The sequence below is a fragment of the Thalassospira sp. HF15 genome, assembly GCF_011806525.1.
In the GTDB taxonomy this organism is placed as follows: domain Bacteria; phylum Pseudomonadota; class Alphaproteobacteria; order Rhodospirillales; family Thalassospiraceae; genus Thalassospira.
Genome location: NZ_JAAVKI010000003.1, coordinates 260,729 through 285,866, shown reverse-complemented (window position 1 = coordinate 285,866; position 25,138 = coordinate 260,729). Strand labels below are relative to the sequence as shown.

The 25,138-nt window shown below is 54.1% G+C and carries 19 protein-coding genes; 11 read left to right on the top strand and 8 right to left on the bottom strand.

Annotated features, from left to right (window positions below; all coding sequences use genetic code 11):
• Positions 1-28 precede the first annotated feature (28 nt).
• From ccmE to HED22_RS07870, 7 genes are all read right to left on the bottom strand, one after another.
• Entirely contained in the window at positions 29-517 is a 489-nt protein-coding gene (gene ccmE / locus HED22_RS07900) for a cytochrome c maturation protein CcmE (RefSeq protein ID WP_167720891.1), read from the bottom strand.
• A gap of 12 nt (positions 518-529) precedes the next feature.
• Positions 530-727 carry a heme exporter protein CcmD gene (gene ccmD, locus HED22_RS07895; RefSeq protein WP_167720889.1) on the bottom strand — a complete coding sequence of 66 codons (198 nt, stop codon included), beginning with the start codon at positions 725-727 and terminating at the stop codon, positions 530-532.
• Positions 724-1,512 carry a heme ABC transporter permease gene (locus HED22_RS07890; protein WP_167720887.1) on the bottom strand — a complete coding sequence of 263 codons (789 nt, stop codon included), beginning with the start codon at positions 1,510-1,512 and terminating at the stop codon, positions 724-726. The genes ccmD and HED22_RS07890 overlap by 4 nt, the downstream gene beginning before the upstream one ends.
• A gap of 60 nt (positions 1,513-1,572) precedes the next feature.
• Complete coding sequence (ccmB, locus tag HED22_RS07885) at positions 1,573-2,238, bottom strand: heme exporter protein CcmB (protein ID WP_167720885.1); 666 nt, start codon at positions 2,236-2,238, stop codon at positions 1,573-1,575.
• Positions 2,235-2,948: a heme ABC exporter ATP-binding protein CcmA gene (ccmA, locus tag HED22_RS07880; protein ID WP_167720883.1), complete on the bottom strand. Its 714-nt coding sequence runs from the start codon at positions 2,946-2,948 to the stop codon at positions 2,235-2,237. The genes ccmB and ccmA overlap by 4 nt, the downstream gene beginning before the upstream one ends.
• 144 nt (positions 2,949-3,092) lie before the next feature.
• Positions 3,093-3,845 carry a thioredoxin family protein gene (locus HED22_RS07875; protein ID WP_254869840.1) on the bottom strand — a complete coding sequence of 251 codons (753 nt, stop codon included), beginning with the start codon at positions 3,843-3,845 and terminating at the stop codon, positions 3,093-3,095.
• A 97-nt stretch (positions 3,846-3,942) separates the two neighbouring features.
• Entirely contained in the window at positions 3,943-6,498 is a 2,556-nt protein-coding gene (locus HED22_RS07870) for an EAL domain-containing protein (protein WP_167720878.1), read from the bottom strand.
• 235 nt (positions 6,499-6,733) lie between these two features.
• On the opposite strand from HED22_RS07870, the gene HED22_RS07865 reads away from it, so the two are divergent.
• On the top strand, positions 6,734-7,381 hold the full coding sequence (locus HED22_RS07865; RefSeq protein WP_368484486.1) for a GNAT family N-acetyltransferase: 648 nt from the start codon (positions 6,734-6,736) through the stop codon (positions 7,379-7,381).
• A 161-nt stretch (positions 7,382-7,542) separates the two neighbouring features.
• Here HED22_RS07865 and acnA read toward each other — a convergent pair whose 3' ends face one another.
• Positions 7,543-10,230 carry an aconitate hydratase AcnA gene (gene acnA / locus HED22_RS07860; protein ID WP_167720874.1) on the bottom strand — a complete coding sequence of 896 codons (2,688 nt, stop codon included), beginning with the start codon at positions 10,228-10,230 and terminating at the stop codon, positions 7,543-7,545.
• A gap of 809 nt (positions 10,231-11,039) precedes the next feature.
• Here acnA and HED22_RS07855 point away from each other — a divergent pair.
• The 10 genes from HED22_RS07855 (at position 11,040) to HED22_RS07810 (ending at position 25,138) form a co-directional block, all read left to right on the top strand.
• A complete protein-coding gene (locus HED22_RS07855) occupies positions 11,040-11,849 on the top strand; it encodes an ABC transporter ATP-binding protein (RefSeq protein WP_167720872.1) in 810 nt (269 codons plus the stop codon).
• 2 nt (positions 11,850-11,851) lie between these two features.
• Positions 11,852-13,801 (top strand): long-chain fatty acid--CoA ligase, encoded by a 1,950-nt coding sequence (locus HED22_RS07850; protein ID WP_167720870.1) that lies wholly within the window; start codon positions 11,852-11,854, stop codon positions 13,799-13,801.
• A 60-nt stretch (positions 13,802-13,861) separates the two neighbouring features.
• Positions 13,862-14,755: a branched-chain amino acid ABC transporter permease gene (locus HED22_RS07845; protein ID WP_033067796.1), complete on the top strand. Its 894-nt coding sequence runs from the start codon at positions 13,862-13,864 to the stop codon at positions 14,753-14,755.
• A gap of 18 nt (positions 14,756-14,773) precedes the next feature.
• Positions 14,774-15,847 carry a branched-chain amino acid ABC transporter permease gene (locus HED22_RS07840; protein ID WP_167720868.1) on the top strand — a complete coding sequence of 358 codons (1,074 nt, stop codon included), beginning with the start codon at positions 14,774-14,776 and terminating at the stop codon, positions 15,845-15,847.
• A gap of 105 nt (positions 15,848-15,952) precedes the next feature.
• Complete coding sequence (locus tag HED22_RS07835) at positions 15,953-17,197, top strand: ABC transporter substrate-binding protein (protein ID WP_167720866.1); 1,245 nt, start codon at positions 15,953-15,955, stop codon at positions 17,195-17,197.
• A gap of 155 nt (positions 17,198-17,352) precedes the next feature.
• Positions 17,353-18,135, top strand: a complete 783-nt coding sequence (locus HED22_RS07830; RefSeq protein WP_167721422.1) for an ABC transporter ATP-binding protein — start codon at positions 17,353-17,355, stop codon at positions 18,133-18,135.
• Positions 18,136-18,196: 61 nt separating this feature from the next.
• Positions 18,197-19,429 carry a phenylacetate--CoA ligase family protein gene (locus HED22_RS07825; protein WP_167720864.1) on the top strand — a complete coding sequence of 411 codons (1,233 nt, stop codon included), beginning with the start codon at positions 18,197-18,199 and terminating at the stop codon, positions 19,427-19,429.
• A 229-nt stretch (positions 19,430-19,658) separates the two neighbouring features.
• Complete coding sequence (locus HED22_RS07820; protein WP_167720862.1) at positions 19,659-20,825, top strand: PLP-dependent aspartate aminotransferase family protein; 1,167 nt, start codon at positions 19,659-19,661, stop codon at positions 20,823-20,825.
• A 59-nt stretch (positions 20,826-20,884) separates the two neighbouring features.
• Entirely contained in the window at positions 20,885-22,093 is a 1,209-nt protein-coding gene (locus tag HED22_RS07815) for an MFS transporter (RefSeq protein ID WP_167720860.1), read from the top strand.
• Positions 22,094-22,273: 180 nt separating this feature from the next.
• Positions 22,274-25,138, top strand: a complete 2,865-nt coding sequence (locus HED22_RS07810) for a monovalent cation/H+ antiporter subunit A (RefSeq protein WP_167720858.1) — start codon at positions 22,274-22,276, stop codon at positions 25,136-25,138.

Genomic DNA, 25,138 nt, shown 5'->3' with positions numbered 1-25,138 from the left:
GCCGGGCTTTATGGCGGCAGAATGTGGCTTAATTGCGCATCTGTTCTGCGTTCTTGGCTTCGATTTCTTCCCAATAACCGCTTTTCTTGAGCGATTCGGCGACTTCGGGCGGCATGTAGTTTTCGTCATGCTTGGCGAGAACTTCGGATGCGATAAAGGTGCCTTCGCTGCTCATGTGGCCTTCGGCAACGATACCCTGACCTTCGCGAAACAGATCAGGCAAAATGCCGCGATAGGAAACCGGCACGCTCTCGGCCATGTCGGTAACGACAAAGGCAATGGTCTGACCATCATCCTGCTTGGCGACTGATCCTTCCACGACAAGGCCGCCGATACGCAATCGCTGATCCGGATCAATCGGCGACTTTTCGGTGATCTCGGTCGGGCTGAAGAAGAACACAACGGAATCTTCAAAGGCGGTTAGCATCAGCGCCGCTGCACCGCCAACGGCGAGCAAAATGGCGCCGATGACATACATGCGTTGGCGTTTGCGGACTTTTGCGCGGGAAAGTGACACAGTCGTTCTCCGTCAGGATGCCTTTTGGGGCTTTTTGGTGCGGCGTGGACGCCGTGATTGCAGGACGGCCTCAAGCTGATCGCGTTCGATGCGGCTGCTGCGCAAGCCGCGCAAGGTGGCAATCAGCAAAACGATCATGGCCAGGGCCGTCAGGCCATAACTTGCCCAGATATAGCTGCCATAGCCGCCCATTGAGAAGAATTCACTCATTGCTTGGCCTCCGCATTGTGACCCGCATCATAGCTTTGTTCCGTGGGCGGTGCCGGGGTGCTGTGTTCATCAAACATGCCCGACAGATGCAGGGCGCGAATGCGTCGCTCATTAAGTTCCAGACGGACACGCAGGATCAGAACAACCAAGTAGTAGCAGGTAAAACCAAGGATCATCAGGGCAAGCGGCAATTGCATGCTGGGATCAATCGCCGGACCATCCATTCGCACGATGGAGGCGGGTTGATGCAGGGTATTCCACCAGTCGACGGAAAATTTGACGATTGGCACATTGACCGCACCAACCAGTGCTAGTGCCGAGCCCGCTTTCGATCCGCGTTCCGGATCGTCAAAAGCATTCACCAACGCCATGTATCCGAGATAAAGGAACAGCAAGATCAGCATTGAGGTCAGGCGCGCATCCCACACCCACCATGTGCCCCACATCGGCTCACCCCAGAGCGAACCGGTAATCAGACAAAGCGCAGTAAAGGTCGCGCCAACCGGGGCGGTAGCACGGGCGCAAATATCGGCCAGCGGGTGTTTCCAGATCAGGCTCATCGCCCCGCAGATCGCCATGCCGACATAGCAAAACAGGCCCATCCAAGCGGCAGGAACATGGATATACATGATCCGCACGGTGTGACCTTGCTGGTAATCAACCGGCGATCCGATCAGGGAAAAATAAAGCCCTGCCGCAATCAGAATTACGGTCAGAACCGACAGCCACGGTAGGATCGGGGCTGTAAATTTCAAAAACACACTTGGTTTAGCAAAGCGATGCATTTTTATTATCCTTGGTGCGGAAATCCGCAAAGGGTCATCCCGTCTCGTCGTCTTCTTGTTCTATTCCATAGCCTGGCGTACAGCATGGGCGGTAGCAAAGGGTGCGGCTGCCAGTGTCAAAAGTAGGATGGCAGCCATGATTTGCAATTGCGCGGTCGCTGATATGCCAAGCAGGGCAGCCTCAACCGCACCGGCCCCGAATATCAGTACTGGAATATATAGTGGTAAAACCAGAAGTGATACAAGTACGCCACCACGTCGCGCGCCAAGTATAAGCGCTGCGCCAATCGCCCCGATCAGGCTAAGTGCCGGTGTTCCAAGCAACATTGCGATCATCAGGATGGCAAAACCGTCCTGATCCATATTCAGCATCACTGCCATCAAGGGGGCAGCAATGATCAGCGGAAGCCCTGTTGTCAGCCAATGTGCCAGGACCTTGCCCAGTATAAGAAGCTCAAGCGACACAGGCGACAGAGTCAAAAGTTCAAGCGATCCGTCTTCGTAGTCGGCCTGAAATACACGTTCAAGCGACAGCATCGCCGCCAACAGCGCTGAGACCCAGATCACACCCGATGCAATGCGTGCAAGAATATTGACTTCTGGCCCGACACCAAACGGGAACAGGGTGGTTGTGACAATAAAGAATGCGACCACCATGACAGAATCGGCCCCCTGACGGAGCGCAAGGCGCAGATCACGTTGCAGGATTGCCAGAAAACCGGTCATTGCGCGGCCTCCTGCGATGACAACGCACCCTTCGCCGGGGTCATGTCTTCGAGATCGTCCTGTTCGGCCAGCCATTCGACCATCGGGATGGCAAAATCATCAAGGTCCAGAATGGTCGGGTTTTTGACATCCAGATCAACATGGGTTGAATAGATGACAATGCCGCCACGCGCGCGGAATTCGGCAATCAGTTGAGCAAGTTCGGCGCAGCTTTCGCGGTCTAGGCCAACGGTTGGTTCGTCAAGCAGCCAAAGATCACTTTGCCCGATCAATATGCGGGCTAGCGCGGTGCGACGTTTCTGACCGCTTGAAAGGTAGCGACCTGTGACACGGGAAAGGTGATGGATCTGAAGGGCAACAAGCGCCTCGTCAATGGCGGCGTCAAGGTTGCGCACACCACGCAATTGCCCCCACAAGCGCAGATTGTCGCGCACGGTCAGGACCGGTTTGATTGCGTCCTGATGGCCAAGATACTGGCTGCGGGCGTAATGGGCGGTGCGATCATCATTGATGTTTTCACCGTTCCAGCAAAGTACACCTGAACGCGGTGCAAGAAGTCCTGCCATCAGACGCAACAAGCTTGATTTTCCCGCGCCGTTTCGACCACGCAGCATTACGGCATCACCGGATTTGGCTGCAAAGGACAGGCCGCCAAACACCAGTCTTTCGCCACGCAGGCAGGTCAGATCAGAACCGCTAAAATCAGCCATATAACCCGTTAGATTGTCGGAAATTCATTCTGTAACACGTCATGATATAACGCGTTCCAGCGGATTATTCATGCAATAACCGACAATGGGCCTGATGGCATTGTTTCAAATCAATCCAAACTGACTATCAATTGGGTTCAGACCCTAGTCGCCAAAGCGGATCATGGCGGCACCGCTGATCGGGCCACCCCGACCATTCTGGATCAAAACCGCAATACCGCCGTCATAGGAGGCAGCCATGGCAAAGGGGATTTTCTGCTGACTGGTGCCATTCCACTGGCCAAGACTGACCATTTCGCGCACGACATTGGCATTTACCAGCCGCTTGCCAGCGTTTTCCCCCGACAGCACGTCACGTTGATGTTCGCGATCAAACCCGATCAGCCAGATTTGGGCAATCTGTCCCGGGGCCGGTTTGCCAACGCCACGCAAGGTAATCGTGCCCGTTGCCGGTTGAGACGGGTCAAGCATGCCCAGATGGATGTTCGCCTGGTTCAGCAAAGGGGGTACGGCGGTGCTTGTCGCTTCGATCTGCTGTTTGGCGGTGGCGCGAACGACGTGATCCCCATTAATGATGACTTGCGGGGTATAGACATAACGCTCGCGCATGCGGTTGGCGTAGTCGCGTTGTCGTGCACTGTAACGGGCATCGGAAAACGGGTCTTCCCAGCCAAGATAGTTCCAGTAATCGACGTGGTAGGAGAGCAACAGCAAATCATCATGCTGGTCTGCCATATCATGCAGGACCTGATCGGCGGGCGGGCAGGAGTTGCATCCTTGCGAGGTATAAAGTTCGACAACGGCGCGCGGCAAAACGCTTTCAGTCGCGATTGCCGGGCCGGAAACCGTCATCAGGGTCAGTGCAAGGGCACTCAAAAGGGGGCGAGCGTTTTTCATGACACTGATCATGCCTGAAAAGCACCATCACCGACCAATCACAAGGCCTTGAAAGCCGGGCGAGGCTTGAAAACGCAATGATTTTGCAGTGTTTTTTCTAAGAAACCTGTGCGTTTTGGCATTTGGCCAATTCGGAAATCTGGTCGGCTGGCATCGGATGCCCCAACAGATACCCCTGTATGAGATCGCAACCGGCATGGCGCAGCACTTCAAGCTGATGATTGTTTTCAACGCCCTCTGCGACACAGGTTTTGCCAAGGTTCTGTGCCATGTTGATGATGGTGATCGGAAGAGTTTCACCGTCCGGGCCGTCTTCAATGTCCCAGACAAAACTGCGATCAAGTTTGATGACATCAAATGGCAATGTACGCAGATAGCTCAGACTCGAAAAACCGGTTCCAAAGTCATCAAGGGCGATCCGTACACCAAGATCACGCAAGCGCTGCAACTTGGCCCGCATATCGTCAATGTTGCGCATGAACAGGCTTTCGGTGATCTCGATTTCCAGCCGGTCGGCGGCAACGCCCTTGTCAACAATGATGGTGCGCAGCTGTTCGGCAAAATCCATGGAGCCATAGAACTGCTGGACGGAGACATTCACCGCAAGGCGCAGATTGTGCAGGCCTTCCTGACGCCATGCGACCAACTGCTTGCAAGCCGTACGGATCACCCAGCGGCCAAGCTCGCCAATCACACCCATTTCCTCGGCAATCGGAATGAAGGTCGATGGCGGGATCGTTTTGCCCTCGGCTGTGGTCCAGCGCAGCAATGCTTCAACACCGGCAATCTCACCTGTTTTGGCATCAAATTGCGGCTGATAGACCAGATGGAGGTCTTCATTGTCAATTGCGCGGCGCAGAGCCGTTTCAAGTGCAAGGTCGGCACCCTTCTGGCTGTGCAGATTGACACTATAAAGCCCAACCCGATTTCGTCCCTGTTCCTTGGCCTGGATCATCGCAAGTTCTGCACAACGCATGATGTTGCTGGTGTCGTTGGCGTCCTCGGGGAAGGATGCAATGCCGATGCTGGCCGAAAGATAGACATCCTCGCTCTTGCGGGTCAGATGTGCTTCACCCAGTCGGGTAAGCAATTTTTCGGCGATATCGAAGGCTTCCTGCTCTGTATTCACATGCGGCAGGATCGCAGCAAATTCATCGGCACCAACACGCGCAACAACGGCGTCCTGACCGAGTTCGCGACTGATCCTGCGGGCGACTTCAACAAGAACATCATCGCCCGTGTTATGCCCAAGGGCATTGTTCACACGCTGGAAGTTATCGATATCAAGCATGGCAATGGTCAAGGGACGTCCGACCCTGCGCGCGCGCCCGATATGAAGGGACAGCAGTTCCGAGAACCGGCGGCGGTTTGGCATGCCGGTCAGTTCGTCGGTAAAGGCAATCCGCAGGACATCCTCGCGGTTCTTTTCACGGCCGCTGATGTCGGTGAAAATTGATGCGTAATGTGTGACGGCACCTTCACCATCACGCACGGCCATGATCGACAGCCATTCGGCATAAATCTCGCCCGACTTGCGGCGATTCCAGATTTCACCTTCCCATTTCCCGGTGCGGCTCAGATCCGTCCAGAGCTTGTCATAGAATGCCTTGTTCTGGCGTCCCGATTTCAGGATGGATGGCGTTTTGCCAATGACTTCCTCGGCCTGATAGCCGGTCACACGCGTAAAGGCGGGGTTGACGGCCTCGATCTCGCCGGTCGCGTTGCAGATCATCACGCAATCTGGTGAATTTTCGATCAGCTTGTTGGCAAGGGCAAGCGATTGGCGCGCTTTGGTCAGTTCGTTGCTGCTGTCATTGGCCAGATTGCTGAGATGAACCAGATAATCCTGTTCGATGAATTCCAGCAGGTCGGCAAATGACAAAACCCCAATGGTCTCGCCATGATGGTTATGCACAACGAGGTGACGGAAATTGTCACGCATCATCAGGTTGCGCGCATCATCTAGGTTCATGTCCTGCTGGATGAAAGTGACAGGGCGCGTGGCAATATCGCCCGCCGTCAGGTTTTCATGCTCATCTGCCAAATGACGCAGGATATCGCGTTCGGTAATGATGCCGGTTTGCAGCTCTGCCGGTAGGTCGTCGGGGAAACCGGAAATGATCGCGCTGTCACATTTTTCAGAATGCATGCGCTGGCGCAGTTCCCAGACGCGAATGTCCTTATGTGCAAATACCGTCGATTGGCGCACAGCATCGGCAACATCATTGGCGATGAACGGCTTTTTATCACCAACGTGCCGGATCAGGTCAGTCTGGCTGACGATCCCGACAAGACAACCTTCGGCGTCAATGGTCACAAGGTGGCGCACGCCGCGATCACGCATACGCACGATCGCAGATTGCGGGGTAGCGTGGACTGAAATGGTGTGAACCGGTTCGGACATACGTGTCGAAACCGGTTCGGAAAGTGCTGCGGCAGTCGTGGCTGGCAAAGAGAGCAAATCATGTTCGGTAACAATACCCACAGGCTTGTTGGCGACCACAACGATGATGGAACTGCTGTTGGCACGACGCATCTTGGTGATGGCTTCGCCAAGGGTCGCCTGCGGGGAGCAGTTCAAAACTGTTCCGGGTGAGAGTGTACCGACCGTCAGACCAGACGGGCGTCCGTCCGTGGATGTGGGGCGCATCATAAGGGTTTGCTCTGCTGGATTGTTCTTGTTCGCGTCTATTTTTAAGGGGTGACTCGTGGGGGCACTCCTAACAGATTACGCGCTCTTAAGAATTGTTCTGGATCAAGTGTGCACGCGGAGATTGAACATCTCCGAGAGATGCAAATTGAAAGAAAATAACATCTCAACGGAAAGCGGTGGGATGTCGAAATGTTAACCTGAAATTTCAGGAAGAAATCAGGCAGCTTTCATCAAAATGTCGTGCTTAACACGGCGTGCGCCTTACGGGTTGAAGTCACGAACCGCAACGCCACTCGTCTTGAGGCATTTACATGCGGGACTTTGCTGTAATTGGGCAACGTGCTTAAAGTGCACCATGACTCAGCACACGATAAACACCGAGCGACTATTGCTACGAGGCTGGAAGCCTAGTGATCACGCACCATTTGCGGCAATGTGCGGTGATCCCGACGTCATGCGCTACATTGGTAATGGCAAGACGCGAACTGCGGACGACGCGGCACGATACATCGCGTCATTTGAGAAAGAGTGGCGCGAACGGGGCTTCGGGTTGTTCGCTGTCGAAGCCAGAAAAACCGGTGAGCTGATTGGCTTCACAGGATTGTCTTGGCCGGACTTCTTGCCCGAAGTGTTTCCATCCGTCGAAATCGGTTGGAGATTTTCGAAGCTCAGCTGGGGGAAAGGTTACGCAAGCGAAGCAGCGGCCGCCGCTCTTTCATTCGGCGTCAATGAGCTTGGCATCACCGATATTGTGAGCATATACCAAATCGAGAACAGTGCATCGGCGCGCATCATGCGAAAGCTCGGCATGATCTTTGATCGAAGAACGATTGACCCAACCTGTGAACGCGAGGTCGAGGTTTATCGTCTACCTCGGCAATAAGTTTAGATCTGGGCATTTCACCACATTGATAGACAATGCTCTAAATCTCCGGCATTTCTGGTCGAGCTTGACAGTTTTCCCAAGACAGTGGTCCACATAAGAAACACCCCGCCAGAAATCCGGCGGGGTGTCAGCATTTAGCCAGTGATTTCAGATCGAAATCAGGCAGCTTTCATCATGTTACGCAGAACGAACTGCAGGATGCCGCCGTTCTGGTAGTAGAGAACTTCGTTCTCGGTATCGATACGGCAGGTGGCGATGCACTCTTCGGTGCTGCCATCCTTACGCGTGATGCGAACCGTGACGTCCTGAAGCGGGGTGATACCATCACCGATGCCAAGAACGTCGAAGGTTTCCGAGCCATCAAGCTTGTAGGTCGCACGGCCTTCACCATTCTTGAACTGCAGTGGCAGAACGCCCATGCAGACCAGGTTCGTACGGTGAATACGTTCGAAGCTTTCGGCCAGAACAGCTTTGACGCCAAGCAGGTTGGTGCCTTTTGCTGCCCAGTCACGCGACGAACCGGTGCCGTATTCCTTACCGGCCACAACGACCAGCGGGGTGCCTTCGGCCTGATAACGCATTGCAACGTCATAGACCCAGCCCTGTTCGCCCGACGGATAATGAACCGAAACACCACCTTCGGTGCCCGGTGCCATTTCGTTACGGATACGAATGTTGGCAAAGGTACCGCGCATCATGACTTCGTGGTTACCACGACGTGCGCCATACGAGTTGAAGTCGCGAACCGCAACGCCGTTTGCCTTGAGGTATTCACCTGCAGGGCTTTCTTCCTTGATCGAACCGGCCGGGGAAATGTGGTCGGTGGTGACAGAGTCACCCAGAATCAGGAGCGGACGTGCGCCATGTACTTCAGAGAAGTCACCCGGTTCTTTCGCCATGTTGACGAAGTAGGGCGGGTTCTGAACATAGGTGGACTTCCCATCCCATGCGAAGGTTTCGCCTTCGGTGACTTCAATCGCCTGCCACGGTTTCGGACCTGCAAAGATGTTGTCGTAACGATCTTTGTACATCGCAGCCGAGATCGAGGACGCAATGGTGTCTGCGATCTCTTTGTTGGTCGGCCAGATGTCTTTCATATAGACAGGGTTGCCGTCTTTGTCGGTGCCAAGCGGATCCTTGTCCAGATCGATCTTGAGGTTACCGGCAAGGGCATAGGCAACCACCAGCGGCGGCGAGGCAAGGTAGTTTGCCTTGACGTGCGGGCTGATACGGCCTTCGAAGTTACGGTTACCAGACAGAACTGCTGTTACCAGCATGTCCTTGTCTTCAATCGCACCGGCAATCGGGGCCGCGAGCGGACCGGAGTTACCGATACATGTGGTGCAACCGAAACCAGCGATGTTAAAGCCAAGCTTGTCCAGATAATCCTGAAGGCCTGCCTTTTCGAGATAGTCGGCAACAACCAGCGAACCCGGTGCGAGCGAGGTTTTCACCCACGGCTTGCTGGTCAGGCCAAGTTCGACAGCCTTTTTCGCCAGAAGACCTGCTGCGATCAGCACGCTCGGGTTCGAGGTGTTGGTGCAAGAGGTGATCGCGGCGATAACAACATTACCGTCCTTCATTTCGAAGTTTTCATTCGAAACCGGAACAGAACGGTCGGCATCAACACCCGGTGCCATTTCGGCAAAGGTTTTGTTGAAGCTTGAGACAGCATCTTTCAGCAGAACGCGGTCCTGCGGACGTTTCGGACCGGAAAGGGCCGGCTCAACCGTCGAGATGTCAAGTTCAAGCGTTGCGGTGTATTCGGCTTCGTGTGCCGGATCGCCCCACATGCCCTGTTCTTTGGCATATGCTTCAACAAGTGCGATCTGGTCTTCGTCACGACCGGTCGCACGCATGTAGTTGAGCGTTTCGTCATCAATCGGGAAGAAGCCGCAAGTCGCGCCATATTCCGGGGCCATGTTACCAATGGTCGCACGGTCCGGCAGGCTCATATGTGCAAGCGCATCGCCATAGAATTCGACGAATTTGCCGACAACGCCTTTTTCACGCAGCATCTGAACGACACGCAGAACAAGGTCAGTTGCGGTAATGCCTTCTTTCATGGAACCGGTCAGCTTGAAGCCGACAACTTCCGGGATCAGCATCGAGATCGGCTGACCGAGCATTGCTGCCTCGGCTTCGAGACCGCCAACACCCCAACCCAGAACAGCAAGGCCGTTCACCATGGTGGTGTGGGAGTCAGTACCAACCAGCGTATCCGGATAAGCAACGGTTTTGCCGTCTGCGTCTTCGCCGGTCCAAACGACCTTTGCGAGATGCTCGACGTTCACCTGGTGGCAGATACCGGCCCCCGGCGGAACGATGCGGAAGTTGTTGAACGCATTCTGACCCCAACGCAGGAAGCCATAGCGTTCGCCGTTACGTTCGAACTCGACTTCCATGTTCTTGTCGAGTGCGTCGTCGGTGCCAAAGAAATCGATCATGACCGAGTGGTCAATGACGAGGTCAACCGGTGAAAGCGGGTTCACCTTCTGGGCGTCACCGCCCATGTTGACGACGGCATCGCGCATCGCGGCAAGGTCAACGACGGCGGGAACGCCGGTGAAGTCCTGCATCAGAACGCGGGCCGGACGATAGTTGATCTCGTGGCTGCTTTTGTGCTCTTTGAGCCAATCAACAACAGCTTTGACATCTTCGGTTTTAACGGTGAAATCGTCTTCGTAACGCAGAAGGTTCTCAAGAACGACTTTCAGCGTGAAGGGAAGTTTTGAAACGTCGCCGAATTTCTCGGAAGCAACTTTGAGGCTGTAATAGTCGAAGGACTTGTCCCCGACTTTCAGCGTGCGGCGCGTTTTCAGGTTGTCTTTGCCACAAATGGACATCAGACCCTCCTCAAGGTGGTTAAAAGGGCTTGTCGTGACAAGACACCCCGACCGTCGGAGCGCCGAGCGGTGGGCTATCTGTGTTGCGTGACGCGGGTCACGGCTACATATCTATGTGCAACGGGGTTACACCACAATTCCCCATGAAAGTCCAGACCCCGAAAAGGGGTATTGGGGAAAACCCATTGATCACAGCGTATTGGTAAAGTCCAACAAGCGATAAAAAACCTATAGTCGATATGTGCCGCGGATATTTGCCTTTCAATAGTAGCGTTGTTTGTGGAGTCTGCTTTTTTCAAAGCGGGCGGATAACCGCGCCAGCGACTGCTGTTTTTCCATTCCGAGCGATTGGCAGACTGTGACACCGACTCCTTGCCGGAGTCGGTTCAGATGGAACGCATACGCATATTAAAGCGGCTTGGCTGCCGGGTTGGGAATTGTGCGGTGCATGATCGCGAAAATTTTTTGCAATGCGGCGATCAGGTTCGGCCCAAAATAGTCGCACCCTGCGATAACGTTACGTAATTAAGGGTAGAATGGTCGGAGTTTTCTGCCAGCAAATAATTGTGCGGTGCGAATTTGTAGAAAAGTCTCAACCCCTTGAGAATCATTGCATTGACGCAATATGCTGAAATTGGTACTTAAATGCCTATTAAATGTGTCAAGCCCGGTTTCCGTAAGGTCAGGGTCATAAAATAAACCGACACATCATCAGGGAAACTGAACAGTGGTTTGCGAATTTTGCACGTGAGAGCCCGAATTGCGGTTCTGCGGCATTTGCGGCCCAAGTCAGGGAGGAATGCGACGGCATGACGTCACAGAGTCCTATTCTAGAGATTAGCGACGTGTCGCTTGTTTTCGGCGGTGTGCGTGCGCTGAGTGATGTCAGCTTCTCCGTTCAGCCGGGCGAGCTTTTTTCGATTATTGGCCCGAACGGTGCGGGCAAGACATCCATGCTGAACTGTGTATCTGGGCGCTACACCCCGACAATGGGTTCTGTGTCGTTCAAGGGACAGGATGTTACCGGGCTTAAACCCAATGACCGGGCAGAGCTTGGCATTGGTCGTACGTTCCAGAACCTGGCGCTTTTCGGGCACATGAATGTGCTTGATAACATCATGGTTGGCCGTCATCACCTGCTTAAGAACAACTTCGTAAACGGGCCGCTCTATTGGTTTGGCGGGGCGCAGAAGGAAGAGCTTGAGCATCGTCGTTTCTGTGAAGACGTGATCGATTTCCTCGAGATTTCCCACATCCGCAAGGCAACTGCAGGCACGCTTTCCTATGGGTTGCGCAAACGCGTTGAGCTTGCGCGCGCGGTGGCGTTGCGCCCCGACCTGATCCTGCTGGATGAGCCGATGGCGGGCATGAACCTCGAAGAAAAAGAGGACATGGCACGCTTCATCATCGACCTCAACGAAGAGTGGGGCATGACCGTTGTCATGATCGAGCACGACATGGGGGTTGTCATGGACATCTCCAACCGGGTGATGGTCCTTGATTTCGGTCGCAAGATTGCCGAAGGCCTGCCTGATGATGTGATGGCCAACAAGCACGTCAAGAAAGCCTATCTCGGCGAAGAAGACGATGACTCAGACGAAGACGAGCAGGTAGCCTGAACATGAGCAGCAATATCCCTGAATATGCCGACGTTCAGTCGCTTGATACCTTCCCGAAAGTGCTGGCCTACAACGCGCGCAATTGGCCCAAAGAAGTCGCTATGCGCGAGAAGGAATTTGGCATTTGGCAGGAATTCACCTGGCAGGATTACAACGACCGCGTCAAATGGATGACGCTTGGCATGCGAGCCCTGGGTCTTGGCGCGGGTGATGTTGTCGGCATCATCGGTGAAAACCGCCCGGAATGGGTTTGGGCCGAAATCGCCGCCCATGCATTGCGCGGCATGTCGGTTGGCCTTTATCAGGACAGCCTGCACGAAGAAGTCGCTTACCTGATCACCTATTCCGGTGCGCGTATTCTGGTCGCAGAGGACGAAGAACAGTGCGACAAGCTTCTTGAGCTTGGCGAAGATATCCCGACAGTCGAACACATCATCTATTGTGACCCGCGCGGCATGCGTAAATATGACGACCCGCGTTTGATGGATGTCGAAAAGCTCTATGAGCTGGGTCGTGAACTCGAAGAAAAGAATCCGGGCATCTACGACCAGATGGTTGCCGATACCCGCGGAGACGAATGCGCCATTCTGTGCACCACATCGGGGACAACATCCAAGCCGAAAATGGCGATGCTGAACTCGCTGGATTTCCTTGATCACTGTGCAGCTTATTTGCGTGCCGATCCGAAATATCCCGGGGATAACTATGTCTCGGTTCTGCCGCTGCCCTGGATTATGGAGCAGGTCTATGTCGTCGGTCAGTCCTTGATCAGCCGACAGATCGTCAATTTCGTCGAAGAGCAGGAAACCATGATGGCCGACCTGCGCGAAATCGGCCCCAACTTTGTGCTTCTGGCGCCGCGTGTCTGGGAAACCATTGCTGCCGATGTCCGCGCACGGATGATGGATTCAACGCCGTTCAAACAGAAGATGTATGATTTCGGCATGGCGCTGGCCCGCACGGCACTCGATAACGGTGGTCATTCCAAGATGGCCGATATGATCCTGATGAGTGCGTTGAAAGACCGGCTTGGCTTTTCCAATCTGCGATCTGCCGCAACAGGTGGTGCGGCAATCGGTCCGGAAACCTTCAAGTTCTTTCATGCCATGGGTGTGCCGCTGCGTCAGCTGTATGGTCAAACCGAGCTGTGTGGCGCCTATACGATCCATCAGCCGGACGATATTGATTTCGATACGGTCGGCATTGCCTTTGATAATTCCGAAATCAAGGTGATCAACACCGACGAAAACGGGGTTGGCGAAATTGTTGCCCGCACGTCTGGCATGTTTACCGGATACTATAAAAATCAGGATGCCTATGACGAGGATGTCAGGGATGGCTGGATGCATACCGGGGATGCCGGGTACTTCAAGGAAGAGAACAAGCACCTTGTGGTGATTGATCGCATGAAGGATCTGGCGGAAACCTCCACCGGGGTGCGTTATTCGCCGCAGTTTATTGAAAACAAACTGAAATTCTCGCCCTTCATTGCCGAGGCCGTCATTCTTGGCAAGGACCTGCCGTTCCTGTCGACCATGATCTGTATTCGCTATTCGATCATGGCCAAATGGGCGGAGCAGCGCGGGATTGCCTTTACCAACTATACCAACCTGTCAGCCCAGCCGCAGGTCTATGACATGATTACCGAGGAAATCCGTGAGGTGAACAAAACACTTCCGGAAGCCCAGCGGATCAAACGGTTCCTGTTGCTTTACAAGGAACTTGATGCCGATGACGGCGAACTTACCCGGACGCGCAAAGTGCGCCGTGGCGTCGTGGCCGAAAAATACGCTGACATCATCGATGCGGTTTATGCCGGCAATGACAAGGTTGATATCGACACCATGATCACCTTCCAGGACGGGTCGAAAACCCGCATCCAGACGAGTGTGAAGGTCGTTGATCTTGATGATAACAAGGCCGCACAGACGGCCCCGAAAGCCGCCGAATAAGGCAGCAGCATAACTGTGGCCCGGGCCAAAGGCCTAGGCCGCCATTACAGGGATGGCAACATGAACTTCGAACTTCTGTTCCAGCTTCTGCTGAACGGTTTGATTGTCGGGACACTCTATGGCGTTGTCGCCATGTGTTTTGTTCTGATCTACAAATCGACCCAGATCGTCAACTTTGCCCAGGGTGAGTTCCTGCTGATCGGGGCATGGGTATGCTATGCGTTCCTTGTGGAAATGAGTATGCCCTTCTGGCTCGGTTTCCTGTTTACGCTGCTGTTCATGATGGCGTTTGGCATCGTTCTTCAGATGGTCGTTTTGCGGCCGATGATTGGTGAGCCGATCATTTCGGTCATCATGGTGACCATCGGGCTTTCAATCTTTTTCCAGGCGGCGACCAAATGGATCTTCGGGGCAACCACCGCGACTTACCCGCAGGTGTTTGAAACCCGTTCTTTGAACGTGCTCGGAATGCAGATCGAGACGGCCTATATCATGAGTTTCGTGATCTCGTTGTTCATCATGGCCGGGTTCTACTGGTTCTTTAAATATTCCAAGCTTGGCCTTGCGATGCGGGCAACGGCCTTTGATCAGCAGGTTGCACAAAGCCTTGGTATCTCTGTCAAAACCGTGTTCGCGATGTCATGGGCAATCTCGGCCCTTGTATCGGGGGTCGCCGGGATCGTGATCGGCATGGTCAATGGCGTGTCTTCCGCACTTTCGGTCATCGGGATCAAGGTGTTCCCGGCAGTGATCCTTGGCGGGCTTGATTCCATCGTCGGGGCGATTGTCGGTGGCGTGATCATTGGCCTTCTGGAAAACACCGCAGAGTTCGTTGACGGACAGTATCTGCACTGGGGCAACCTGTTCTCGATCGCGCCGTTCTACGTGCTGATCATTATCCTGTGCATCAAGCCATACGGCCTGTTTGGCACCAAAGACATCGAACGTATCTAAGGGACGAGGAAAAGTACTATGGCTGGATTTTCGCTACGTCCTTGCGGTGACTTCCGAACCACCTATCGGCAGGATACCCGCATCTTTGATACGACCTATATCCGCAATGCCGCGATCCTTGGCATCTTTGCCGTTGCCATGATCCCGTTTGTTCTGGATGGCTATTACGTCAACCTGTTCATTCAGATTTCGTATTTCGCGATTGCGGCCCTTGGTCTGAACATTCTGGTTGGCTTCACCGGACAGATTTCACTCGGTCATGCTGCCTTCTTTGGTTTTGGCGCCTTTGCATCGGCCTGGATAAACAACACAACGGGCATTCCCGTCCTGCTGTCGATCCCGCTGGCCGGTCTGATGACGGCGGCTGTCGGCATGCTGTTCGGGTTGCCAGCCGCCCGCATCAAGGGGCTTTATCTGGCGATTGCCACCTTGGCCGCGCAGTTCATTCTTGAAGACTTCTTTGCCCGTGCTGAATGGTTTACTGGCGGTTCCTATGGGGCGGCGGCCAATCCGATCAATGTGTTTGGTTATGAAATCTATGACGATTTCAGCTTCTTCTATGTCGCGTTGTTCTTCCTGGTGGTGATGTATCTGCTGGGTACCAACCTGATGCGAACCCGTGACGGTCGTGCCTTTGTTGCGGTCCGTGACCATTACCTGTCGGCTGAAATCATGGGGATTAACCTCACGAAATATCGTCTGATGAGCTTTGCAATCTCGTCTTTCTATGCCGGTGTCGGCGGGGCGATGTATGGCCATTATCTGGGCTTTGTCTCGGCCGAGGGCTTCACCATTCTGCTGTCGATCCAGTTCCTGGGCATGATCATTATCGGTGGTCTGGGTTCGGTCAAAGGCACACTGATGGGTACCGTGTTTATGGTGCTGTTGCCGGAAGTCATGGAAAGCGGTGTCAGTGCACTCAGCGTATTTGAATGGGCCAGCTCAACGGCTGTGACCGATGGTCTGGCTTATATCAAGGAGATGGCAATTGGTCTGGCCATCATCCTTTTCCTGATCTTTGAACCGGATGGGCTTGCTCATCGCTGGCAACAGATCAGGGCGTACTGGAAGCTTTATCCCTTCTCGTACTGATCAAAACCCCGAACCCGGCCCGCTTATAAAAAACAAAAGGGCCGGGGACAAAACGGGGCGACCGGGAGGCTATCTTTGATGAAAACGTCCAAGGGAGACGTCGTTATGAAGAAACTTATTGCTGCAACCGCGATGGTTGCAACCGGACTGTCATTCTCGGCAGCCCAGGCAGATGACGATATGGTATTTGTCGGTCATCTGATGGATATCACCGGCCCGACCGGCTTTATCGGCAAGTTTTATGCTGATGGTGTGCGCGATGCGCTGTTTTATATCAACACCCATGGCGGGATTGATGGCACGGTTCTGGATTCTGAATCCATCGACTACGCCTACAAGGTTCCGCAGGCGATTGCGAACTACAAGAAATGGCGTTCGCGCAATGAAATGGTTGCCATGCAGGGTTGGGGTACGGGCGATACCGAAGCCCTGATCAGCTTTGTCGCCAAGGACAAGGTCCCGGTCTATTCCGCATCCTATTCCGGTCATTTGACCGACCCGACCGGCAAGAACCCGAAAACCGCCAAACCGGCACCGTACAACTTCTTCTATGGTGCGTCTTATTCCGATGCCTGCCGTGCATTGGTTCAGTGGGCGGCCGAGGATTGGAAACAGTCCGGTGGTTCGGGCAAGCCGATCTTCTCGCATATCGGGGACAACCACCCCTATCCGAACGCTCCGAAAGAAGCGTGTGCTGAATATGCGAACGAGCTTGGTTTTGAAGTGACCGCACCGGTGGTTGTTTCCATGAAACCGGGCGACTTCAAGGCACAGTGCCTGACGCTGAAAGAAGCCGGGACCAATTACGGTTATCTTGGCAACCTTGGTCCATCAGTGGTGTCCTTGGTCAAATCCTGTGACACGGTTGGCGCAACTCCGAAATGGCTGGCCAACATCTGGGCAGGTGACTACGAGACGCTTAAAACCATCGGTGATGTTGAAAACTACGTCTTCCCGGCCATGACCAGCTTCTGGACCGACGAAGGTGTTCCGGGCATGGATCTGGTGCGTGAAATCTCGAAAATGTCGGACAGCTCCGGCGAAGAGTTCCGCACCCATCACTATATCCGCGGCATTTGCTCGGCCTATTACATGAAAGAAGCCATGGAATGGGCAAAGGCAAACGGTGGCATCACTGGCGAAAACATCAAGGCTGGCATGTATGCCCGTGAAAATTGGGTTCCGAAAGGTCTTGAAGGTGTTTGCATGGAAGCGACCTGGACCGCCGAAGACCATCGCGGCATCAACACCGTCAACATATATAACGGCAGCGCCAAAGGTGGCGAAGCAACGGTCGAAAAAGTAACGACCGTTACCCTGCCGCGTCGTGACGACTGGCTCGGTTACTAAGAGCGACGTTACGACAGACGAATGTCTCCCAGACTGTTCGGAGCCAGGACATAAGACGCAAGATGTCCTGTCTCCGGCAGCTGGAGATCAGCAGGTGATAATTCGAAAGGGACACCATGGCAGAGCCGGCCCGCAAAATGGAAACCGCCGAACCAATGCTTTCGGTCAATAACATCGAAGTCGTCTATGACGAGGTGATCCTTGTCTTGCGCGGGGTTTCACTTGAAGTTCCGCAAGGCAAGATCGTCACTCTTCTGGGGCCAAACGGGGCTGGTAAATCCACGACGCTAAAAGCGATTTCGGGTTTGCTGAAAACCGAAGACGGTGAAGTCACCCGCGGCGACATCAATTTCATGGGCAACCAGATTGCCAATGGCAATCCCGAGGATATCGTGCGCTCTGGCCTGTTTCAGGTCATGGAAGGTCGCCGGATTATCGAGGATATGACCTCTATCGAAAACCTGCGTCTTGGTGCCTATACGCGCAAGGACAACAAGGTCAAAGACGATATCGAAATGGTCTTTGAATATTTCCCGCGGCTTAAGGAACGCACCGGTCTTGCCGGGTACCTTTCGGGTGGGGAACAGCAGATGCTGGCCATCGGCCGTGCATTGATGGCGCGGCCCAAGATGATCCTGCTGGATGAACCGTCGATGGGCCTGTCGCCGCTTCTGGTCAAGGAAGTGTTCGGGATCATTGAAAAGATCAATCGCGAACAGGGCATCACCATGCTCATCGTTGAACAGAACGCCAACTTTGCGCTTAAAGTTGCCGACTATGGTTACATCATGGAAAGCGGTAAGGTTGTTCTTGATGGTACCCGTGACGAGCTTCTCAATAACGAGGACGTCAAGGAGTTCTATCTTGGTGGCGGTTCTGAAGAGCGCAAAAGCTTCAAGAACATCAAGTCCTACAAGCGCCGTAAACGTTGGCTGTAGGATGAATGCGCCAATTGCAGCAATGCGTGTGGTTGGCGCCTTTGAATGAAAGACAGGTTTGATGCTTAAGACTTATTTTGACGAGCGCGAAACGCGAACCCCGGAAAGCCGCGAAGCCGGCTTGATGGCAGCTTTGCCGCGTATTTTGCATCATGCCAAATCACAGTCGGCTGCCTATGGTCGGGTCCTTGCCGATATAGAACCGCAGACGATTACGACCCGTGAAGCACTGGCAAAACTGCCGGTGACCCGCAAATCCGACCTGATTGCCGCGCAGGCAAAGGAACCGCCTCTGGCGGGACTGAATGCAACGCCGGTTCCGGCGGTGGCACGCCTGTTCCAAAGCCCCGGTCCAATTTATGACCCGCAGGGCAAGGGGGATGACTGGTGGCGGATGGGGCGTGCATTTTTTGCTGCCGGTTTCCGTCCGGGCGATATCGTTCATAACTGCCTGTCCTATCACCTGACACCGGGCGGGTTCATTTTTGACAGCGGCGCGCGTGCGTGCGGCTGCGTTGTGGTTCCTGCTGGCGTGGGCCAAAGCGAAGCACAGGTCAAAGCGATCAGTGATTTGAAACCCGCCGGGTATAGCGGTACGCCATCCTTCCTGAAAATCCTGATCGAAAAGGCCGAGGAACTGGGCGCTGATATCTCTTCGATCAAGCGGGCACTGGTTTCAGGCGAACCCCTGCCGGAAACACTGCGGTCATGGTTTGCCGAACGCGATATTGACATGCTGCAATGTTACGCGACTGCCGACCTTGGCCTGATTGCCTATGAAAGCGATGCCAAGGACGGGATGATTGTTGCCGAAGACATCATTCTTGAAATCGTCCGTCCGGGCACCGGGGAACCGGTTGCCGATGGCGAGGTGGGCGAAGTTGTCGTGACCACCCTGAACATGGATTATCCCCTGATCCGCTTTGCCACCGGCGATATGTCGGCCATTGCAACCGGTCAAAGCCCGTGCGGGCGGACCAATCATCGCATCAAGGGATGGATGGGGCGTGCCGATCAGACCACCAAGATCAAGGGCATGTTTGTCCATCCCCAACAGATTGCAGAGATCGTCAAACGCCATGACGGTATCGCCAAGGCGCGCCTCGTCGTAACGCGTGAAAACGACAATGACGTCATGACCCTGACCTGCGAAGGGATTGAGGCCAGCCAGACTGAAGCTATTGCGGAAACCTTGGCAAGTGTTTGCAAGCTGCGTGGGCAGGTGCTTGCCGCGGAAATCGGCAGCCTGCCCAATGACGGCAAGGTAATTGATGACCAACGTGATCATGGTTGAGTGCGTTATCTGATTTGAACTTTATTCCCGCTCGGGAAACTTGATGCCGTCCGGTTTCGACCGGCGGCATTTCTTTTTGCAATGTTGGATTAACAAGATCGGTCACTGATCCTCGAAAGTTATCCCGACCAGTATTCGAGAAAATGTAAGAGACTGTTCGGCGTTTGCAGTTACAGTTACAGGTAACAACTGTTTGGGTAAGCTTGATAATCAAAGAAAGGCTCGCCGAATGAGTGATACAACAACCTGTGTTCGGGCTCCGGAAATCAGCGAAGAAGGCTATGCTAGTCTGGCTGCATCCGTCCATCGTGCATCAACCATCGTGTTTCCAAACAGCGCTGCCTACGCCAATCGGGCAGAGCGCGGAGCAGATGGCTATACCTACGGGCTTAGTGGTACCCCGACCACGCGAAAGTTGCAGGCCGCGATCAATGAACTCCAAACCGCAGAGGGAACATTGTTGCTGCCATCCGGGCAGGCCGCAATCATGTTGGTTTTCGTGTCTGTTTTAAAACCCGGTGATACGGTCCTGATTCCTGATTGTGCCTATCCACCAGTTCGATCTTTCTGTGAAAATTTCCTGACACCACGGGGCATGCATCACCGTGTTTACAACCCGTCGGCATCCACTGATGAAATAGCGCTGTTGTTTGACAAAACCGTGCGCCTGATCTGGGTCGAAACACCCGGTTCGACCACGATGGAAATGACCGATGTTTCAGCCCTGGTTGCCAAGGCTCATGGCCGAGACGTCTTGGTCGGTTGTGACAATACCTGGGCGACACCGCTTAACTTCAAGCCGGTTTCGGTTGGTGTGGATTTTGTGGTCGAAGCCCTGACCAAGTATCCGGGCGGGCATTCTGACGTTTTGATGGGATCGGTTTCTGTGCGCACGCGCGATTGGTTTCTGTCATTGAAGTCAATGATGAGCATGATGGGGCTTGGTGTGTCGCCTGATGATTGCGCACTTGTCTTGCGCGGTCTTCAAACCATGCCACTAAGATTGCGTCATTCGGAAAAAATCGCCCTTGAGTTCGCCCAGATGATGTGTGATCGGATATCGCCTGATCTGGTGTTGCATCCTGCTTTGGCGAGTAACCCGGAGCACACACTTTGGAGACGTCACTTTTCAGGGGCCAGTGGTGTGTTCAGCATTGTCATTCCCGACGACAAGCTATCAGCGGTGACAGCGGCTATTGATTGTGCCAAAACCTTTTCGATTGGGGCATCTTGGGGGGGCACGCATAGTTTGTTGGCACCGATGTCGGTCGCCACAGATAGAACGTTCCCATGGCCCGGCAACACCAATATGATCTTGCGGATCAGTATTGGTTTGGAAGACCCCGATGATTTGTGGCGGGATCTGATGCCAATTGTTGATGCGATAGCATCTTAGTATTTTGATCGTGGTTGGTCACGATGAGCCCATCGTGACCAGACAACACTGGGGAAAGAATGGCAAGGACTGGCAAGGCTTTTGCCGTTTCCATGATTACGGTCTGCCAGTTGATGGCGCTTGCCTTGTGGTTTTCCGCGACGGCGGTGCTACCGCAATTGCGCAGTGAATTTGGTATTGGCGCACTGCAATCCTCGTTATTTACCAGTACAGTTTCACTGGGTTTTGTTCTTGGAACCGTTACCAGTGCGATCCTTGGTCTGGCTGATCGTATTGAACCAAGGCGCTTCTGGGCTGTATCGGCGATTATCGCTGCAACGGCTAATCTCCTGATCCTTGTCGTTCCGATTGACGGTATTGTCGTGATCCTGCTGCGCCTGATCACTGGCGTGTGCATGGCTGGCATTTATCCCATCGGCATGAAAATGGTGGCAACCTGGTCACGTGGTGATACCGGGTTTTTGGTCGGGCTTTTGGTCGGGGCGCTGACCATGGGATCTGCCATGCCGCATCTGTTTGCGGTAGCAGTGCCACTTGACTGGCGATATGTGATTATCACGGCCAGTGGTACTGCTTATATCGCGGCGATTGCGATATTGTTTGTCCATCTTGGTGGCACACCGGGACGATCTCCCCGCTTTGATCCGAAAATGGTTGGCAAAATCTGGTCAAACAAGGCATTGCGCCATGCCTGCTATGGCTATTTCGGCCATATGTGGGAACTCTATGCCATGTGGGGCTGGATCGGTTTGTTCCTGTATGGGGCCTTTTCCGAGCGTTTGGTCGAGAATCCCGGCGTCTGGTCCGCCCTTTCAACATTTACCATTGTCGGCGTCGGCGCGTTCGGCTCTTTGGCGGGGGGCTATTATGCAGACCGGATTGGGCGGACAACGGTGACGATTGCCGCCATGGTGGTTAGTGGTGCCTGCGCGCTGATTGCGGGCAGTTTGGCTGATGCACCCTTTATCCTTCTTCTTGTCGTTTGCATCGTTTGGGGTGTGTCTGTGGTGGCGGACTCAGCGCAGTTTTCATCCTGCGTGATTGAACTGGCCGATCCGCATCAGGTTGGAACAGCATTAACCCTGCAAAACGCCATCGGGTTTTTGATCGCCCTTGTGTCGATCCATCTTGTGCCGGTGATTGCTGATCAAACCGGCTGGTGGGGGGCGTTTGCGATGTTGGCTGTCGGGCCTGTTTTGGGAACGATTGCCATGCTCAGGCTGCGCATGATGCCAGAGGCGATACAGCTTTCAGGCGGTAAAAAGTAAGTTTTGCCCGCTATAATGGCGATCTTTGGTGATCGGCTTCACTTGACAGTAGGGTGTTAAAAAGCTGCGCTGTTTGGGTTTTCTTGACCATTATCAGTACTAATATTAACTTCTGGCGGAATTTTCTTGCTGTCTCGCGTTCGGGGCGATGCGGCGAATATCCAAAAATAAGGGTCTTTCATGAGTCTCACCCTCATTGTTTTGCTTCCCTTCATTGGGGCGGTCTTACCCGCCATAATGATCAGGGCCGGGCGCAATGCATGTGCTACAGCAACCGGTTCTGTCACGCTGCTTGCCCTGATCCTGCTGATGGCAAAGGCCCCGGCGGTCATTGCTGGCGAGGTATTTCAGGTCAGTTATAGTTGGCTGCCGGAACTGGGTCTGAATGTGACCTTCTTCCTGGACGGGCTCGGGTTATTGTTTGCAACCCTGATCCTTGGCATCGGTTTGCTGATTATCATCTATGCGCGGTTCTATCTTTCCAAGGACGACCCGATGGGCAGGTTCTATGTGTTCCTGCTTTTGTTCCAGGGAGCCATGGTTGGCATCGTTCTGTCAGACAATATTCTGCTGCTGTTGATTTTCTGGGAGTTGACGTCGCTGTCGTCCTTCCTTCTGATCGGCTACTGGAAACATTTGCCAGAAGGTCGACAGGGTGCACGCATGGCGCTTGCTGTGACCGGGGCCGGTGGCTTGGCCATGATTGCCGGGATGCTGATCCTTGGCGATATTGTCGGGTCTTATGATCTGACCGTTATCGTGCAGAATGCCGAACTGATTCAGGCATCGCCGATGTATGTTCCGGCACTGATCCTGATCCTGCTTGGGTGCTTCACCAAATCGGCACAGTTCCCATTCCACTTCTGGCTGCCGCATGCAATGGCAGCACCGACCCCGGTTTCGGCTTATCTGCACTCGGCCACAATGGTGAAGGCGGGCATCTTCCTGATGGCCCGCATGTGGCCGGTTCTTTCGGGTACGCCGGAATGGTTCTATATCGTTGCGACGGCCGGTCTGGTGACCATGGTGCTTGGTGCCTGGATTGCGATCTTCAAGCACGACCTTAAAGGCCTTCTGGCTTATTCGACGGTCAGTCATCTTGGTCTTGTGACCATGTTGCTTGGTTTCGGAACCCCGATGGCCGCAGTGGCCGGGGTGTTTCACATCATCAACCACGCAACCTTCAAGGCCGCGCTGTTTATGACGGCAGGCATTGTCGATCATGAAACCGGGACCCGTGATATTCGTCGCTTCGGTGGATTGCTCAACCTGATGCCGATTGCCGGTACCATCGGGATTATTACCGCAGCCTCTATGGCCGGTATCATTCCGTTCAATGGGTTCATTTCCAAGGAAATGATGCTGGAAGAAGCATGGCATACCATGTGGTTTGACCAGAACTGGGTTGTGCCGCTGCTGGCGACGGTCGGTGCCCTGTTCTCGGTGGCCTATTCCTTCCGGTTTATCTTCCATGTCTGGCTCGGTAAGCCGCGTGATGAAAACCTGCCGCACCATCCGCATGATCCGCCCTTTGGCATGTGGGCACCGCCCGCACTGCTGACGGTTCTGGTGGTTCTGATTGGTCTGTTCCCGGCTACCATCGCAGGACCGCTGGTGGCTGCGACTGCCGGTGCTGTTGTCGGTGGTGAATTGCCGGAATATCACCTTTCACTTTGGCACGGCCTGACACCGGCACTTGGTATGAGCGTGATCGCGATTATCGGCGGTTCCTTGTTATTGCTCCGCCATGGCGGACTGATGTCGGCAACCGCGAACCTGTCGCGCCCCGATGCCAAGGCAATGTTTGACTGCGGAATTGCCAAATCCGTCGCACTCAGCCGATTGGTTTCGGACAATCTGCATAACGGGTCGCTGCAGCGCTATCTTGCAATCATGGTGATCGGTGCGATTGGTATCGGCCTTTCGGGCTTCTATGCCCAGCCGGACTTCCAGTCTGGCTCGCGGGAGCTTCTTGAAGTTTCACCGCCTGCGGCAATTGGCTGGTTGTTGTTGGTCGTGACCTGTGTGGCTGCGGTCTTTATGCATCACAACCGTTTGCTGACCTTGCTTCTGGTTGGTGTGGTTGGCCTGATCGTATCGCTTGGCTTCATCTATCTGTCCGCTCCCGACCTTGCTCTCACACAGATTTCGGTCGAGGTGGTGACAGTTATTCTGATGCTGCTTGCCCTTAATATCCTGCCAAAGGAAACGCCAAAGGAAAGTCTGCCTGGGCGCAAGATGCGCGATGGCATTGTTTCCATTGCGGCGGGCCTTGGTATTGGTGGTGTGATCTGGGCGATCATGACACGTGATCTGCCCAATACGATCTCGTCCTATCATCTGGCGAATTCAAAGACTGAAGGTGGCGGGACCAACGTTGTGAACGTCATTCTCGTTGACTTCCGTGGCTTTGATACCTTTGGTGAGATCATCGTTCTGGGGATCGCAGCCTTGTCGATCTTTGCCCTGATCGAAACCGTGACCAAGGGAGATGCTGCAAAACGTCTTGCCAGTTGGGTGGTTGAACTACGGCGTTCGCCAAACCGTCACCCGATGATGATGGTTGTTGCCACGCGTGTGATGTTGCCGCTGTCTTTGATGGTTGGTGTTTACATCTTCCTGCGCGGTCATAATGAGCCGGGCGGCGGCTTTATTGCCGGTCTGGTCGTTTCGGTTGCGCTGATCATGCAGTATATGGCGTCGGGCTTTGGCTGGGCCCAGAACCGTATGAAGGTGCATTACCACGGCATGATCGGCCTTGGTGTGATTGCTGCGGCAATTACCGGCGTGGCGGCCTGGGTTGCCGGCCTGCCGTTCCTGACCAGTGGCTTTACCCATGTCCATCTGCCGATTGTAGGCGAGTTCGAACTGGCATCTGCCATGGGCTTTGATCTTGGTGTGTTCCTGACGGTTGTCGGGGCTGTCATGCTGGCCCTTGCCAAACTGTCGCAGGTCGAACGCATGGCCGAGCATGTCGATATAAATGCCGAACCGATGGATCACGACCCGTCGGCACCGTTGGTAACGCCGGAAAAGGAGGCCTGA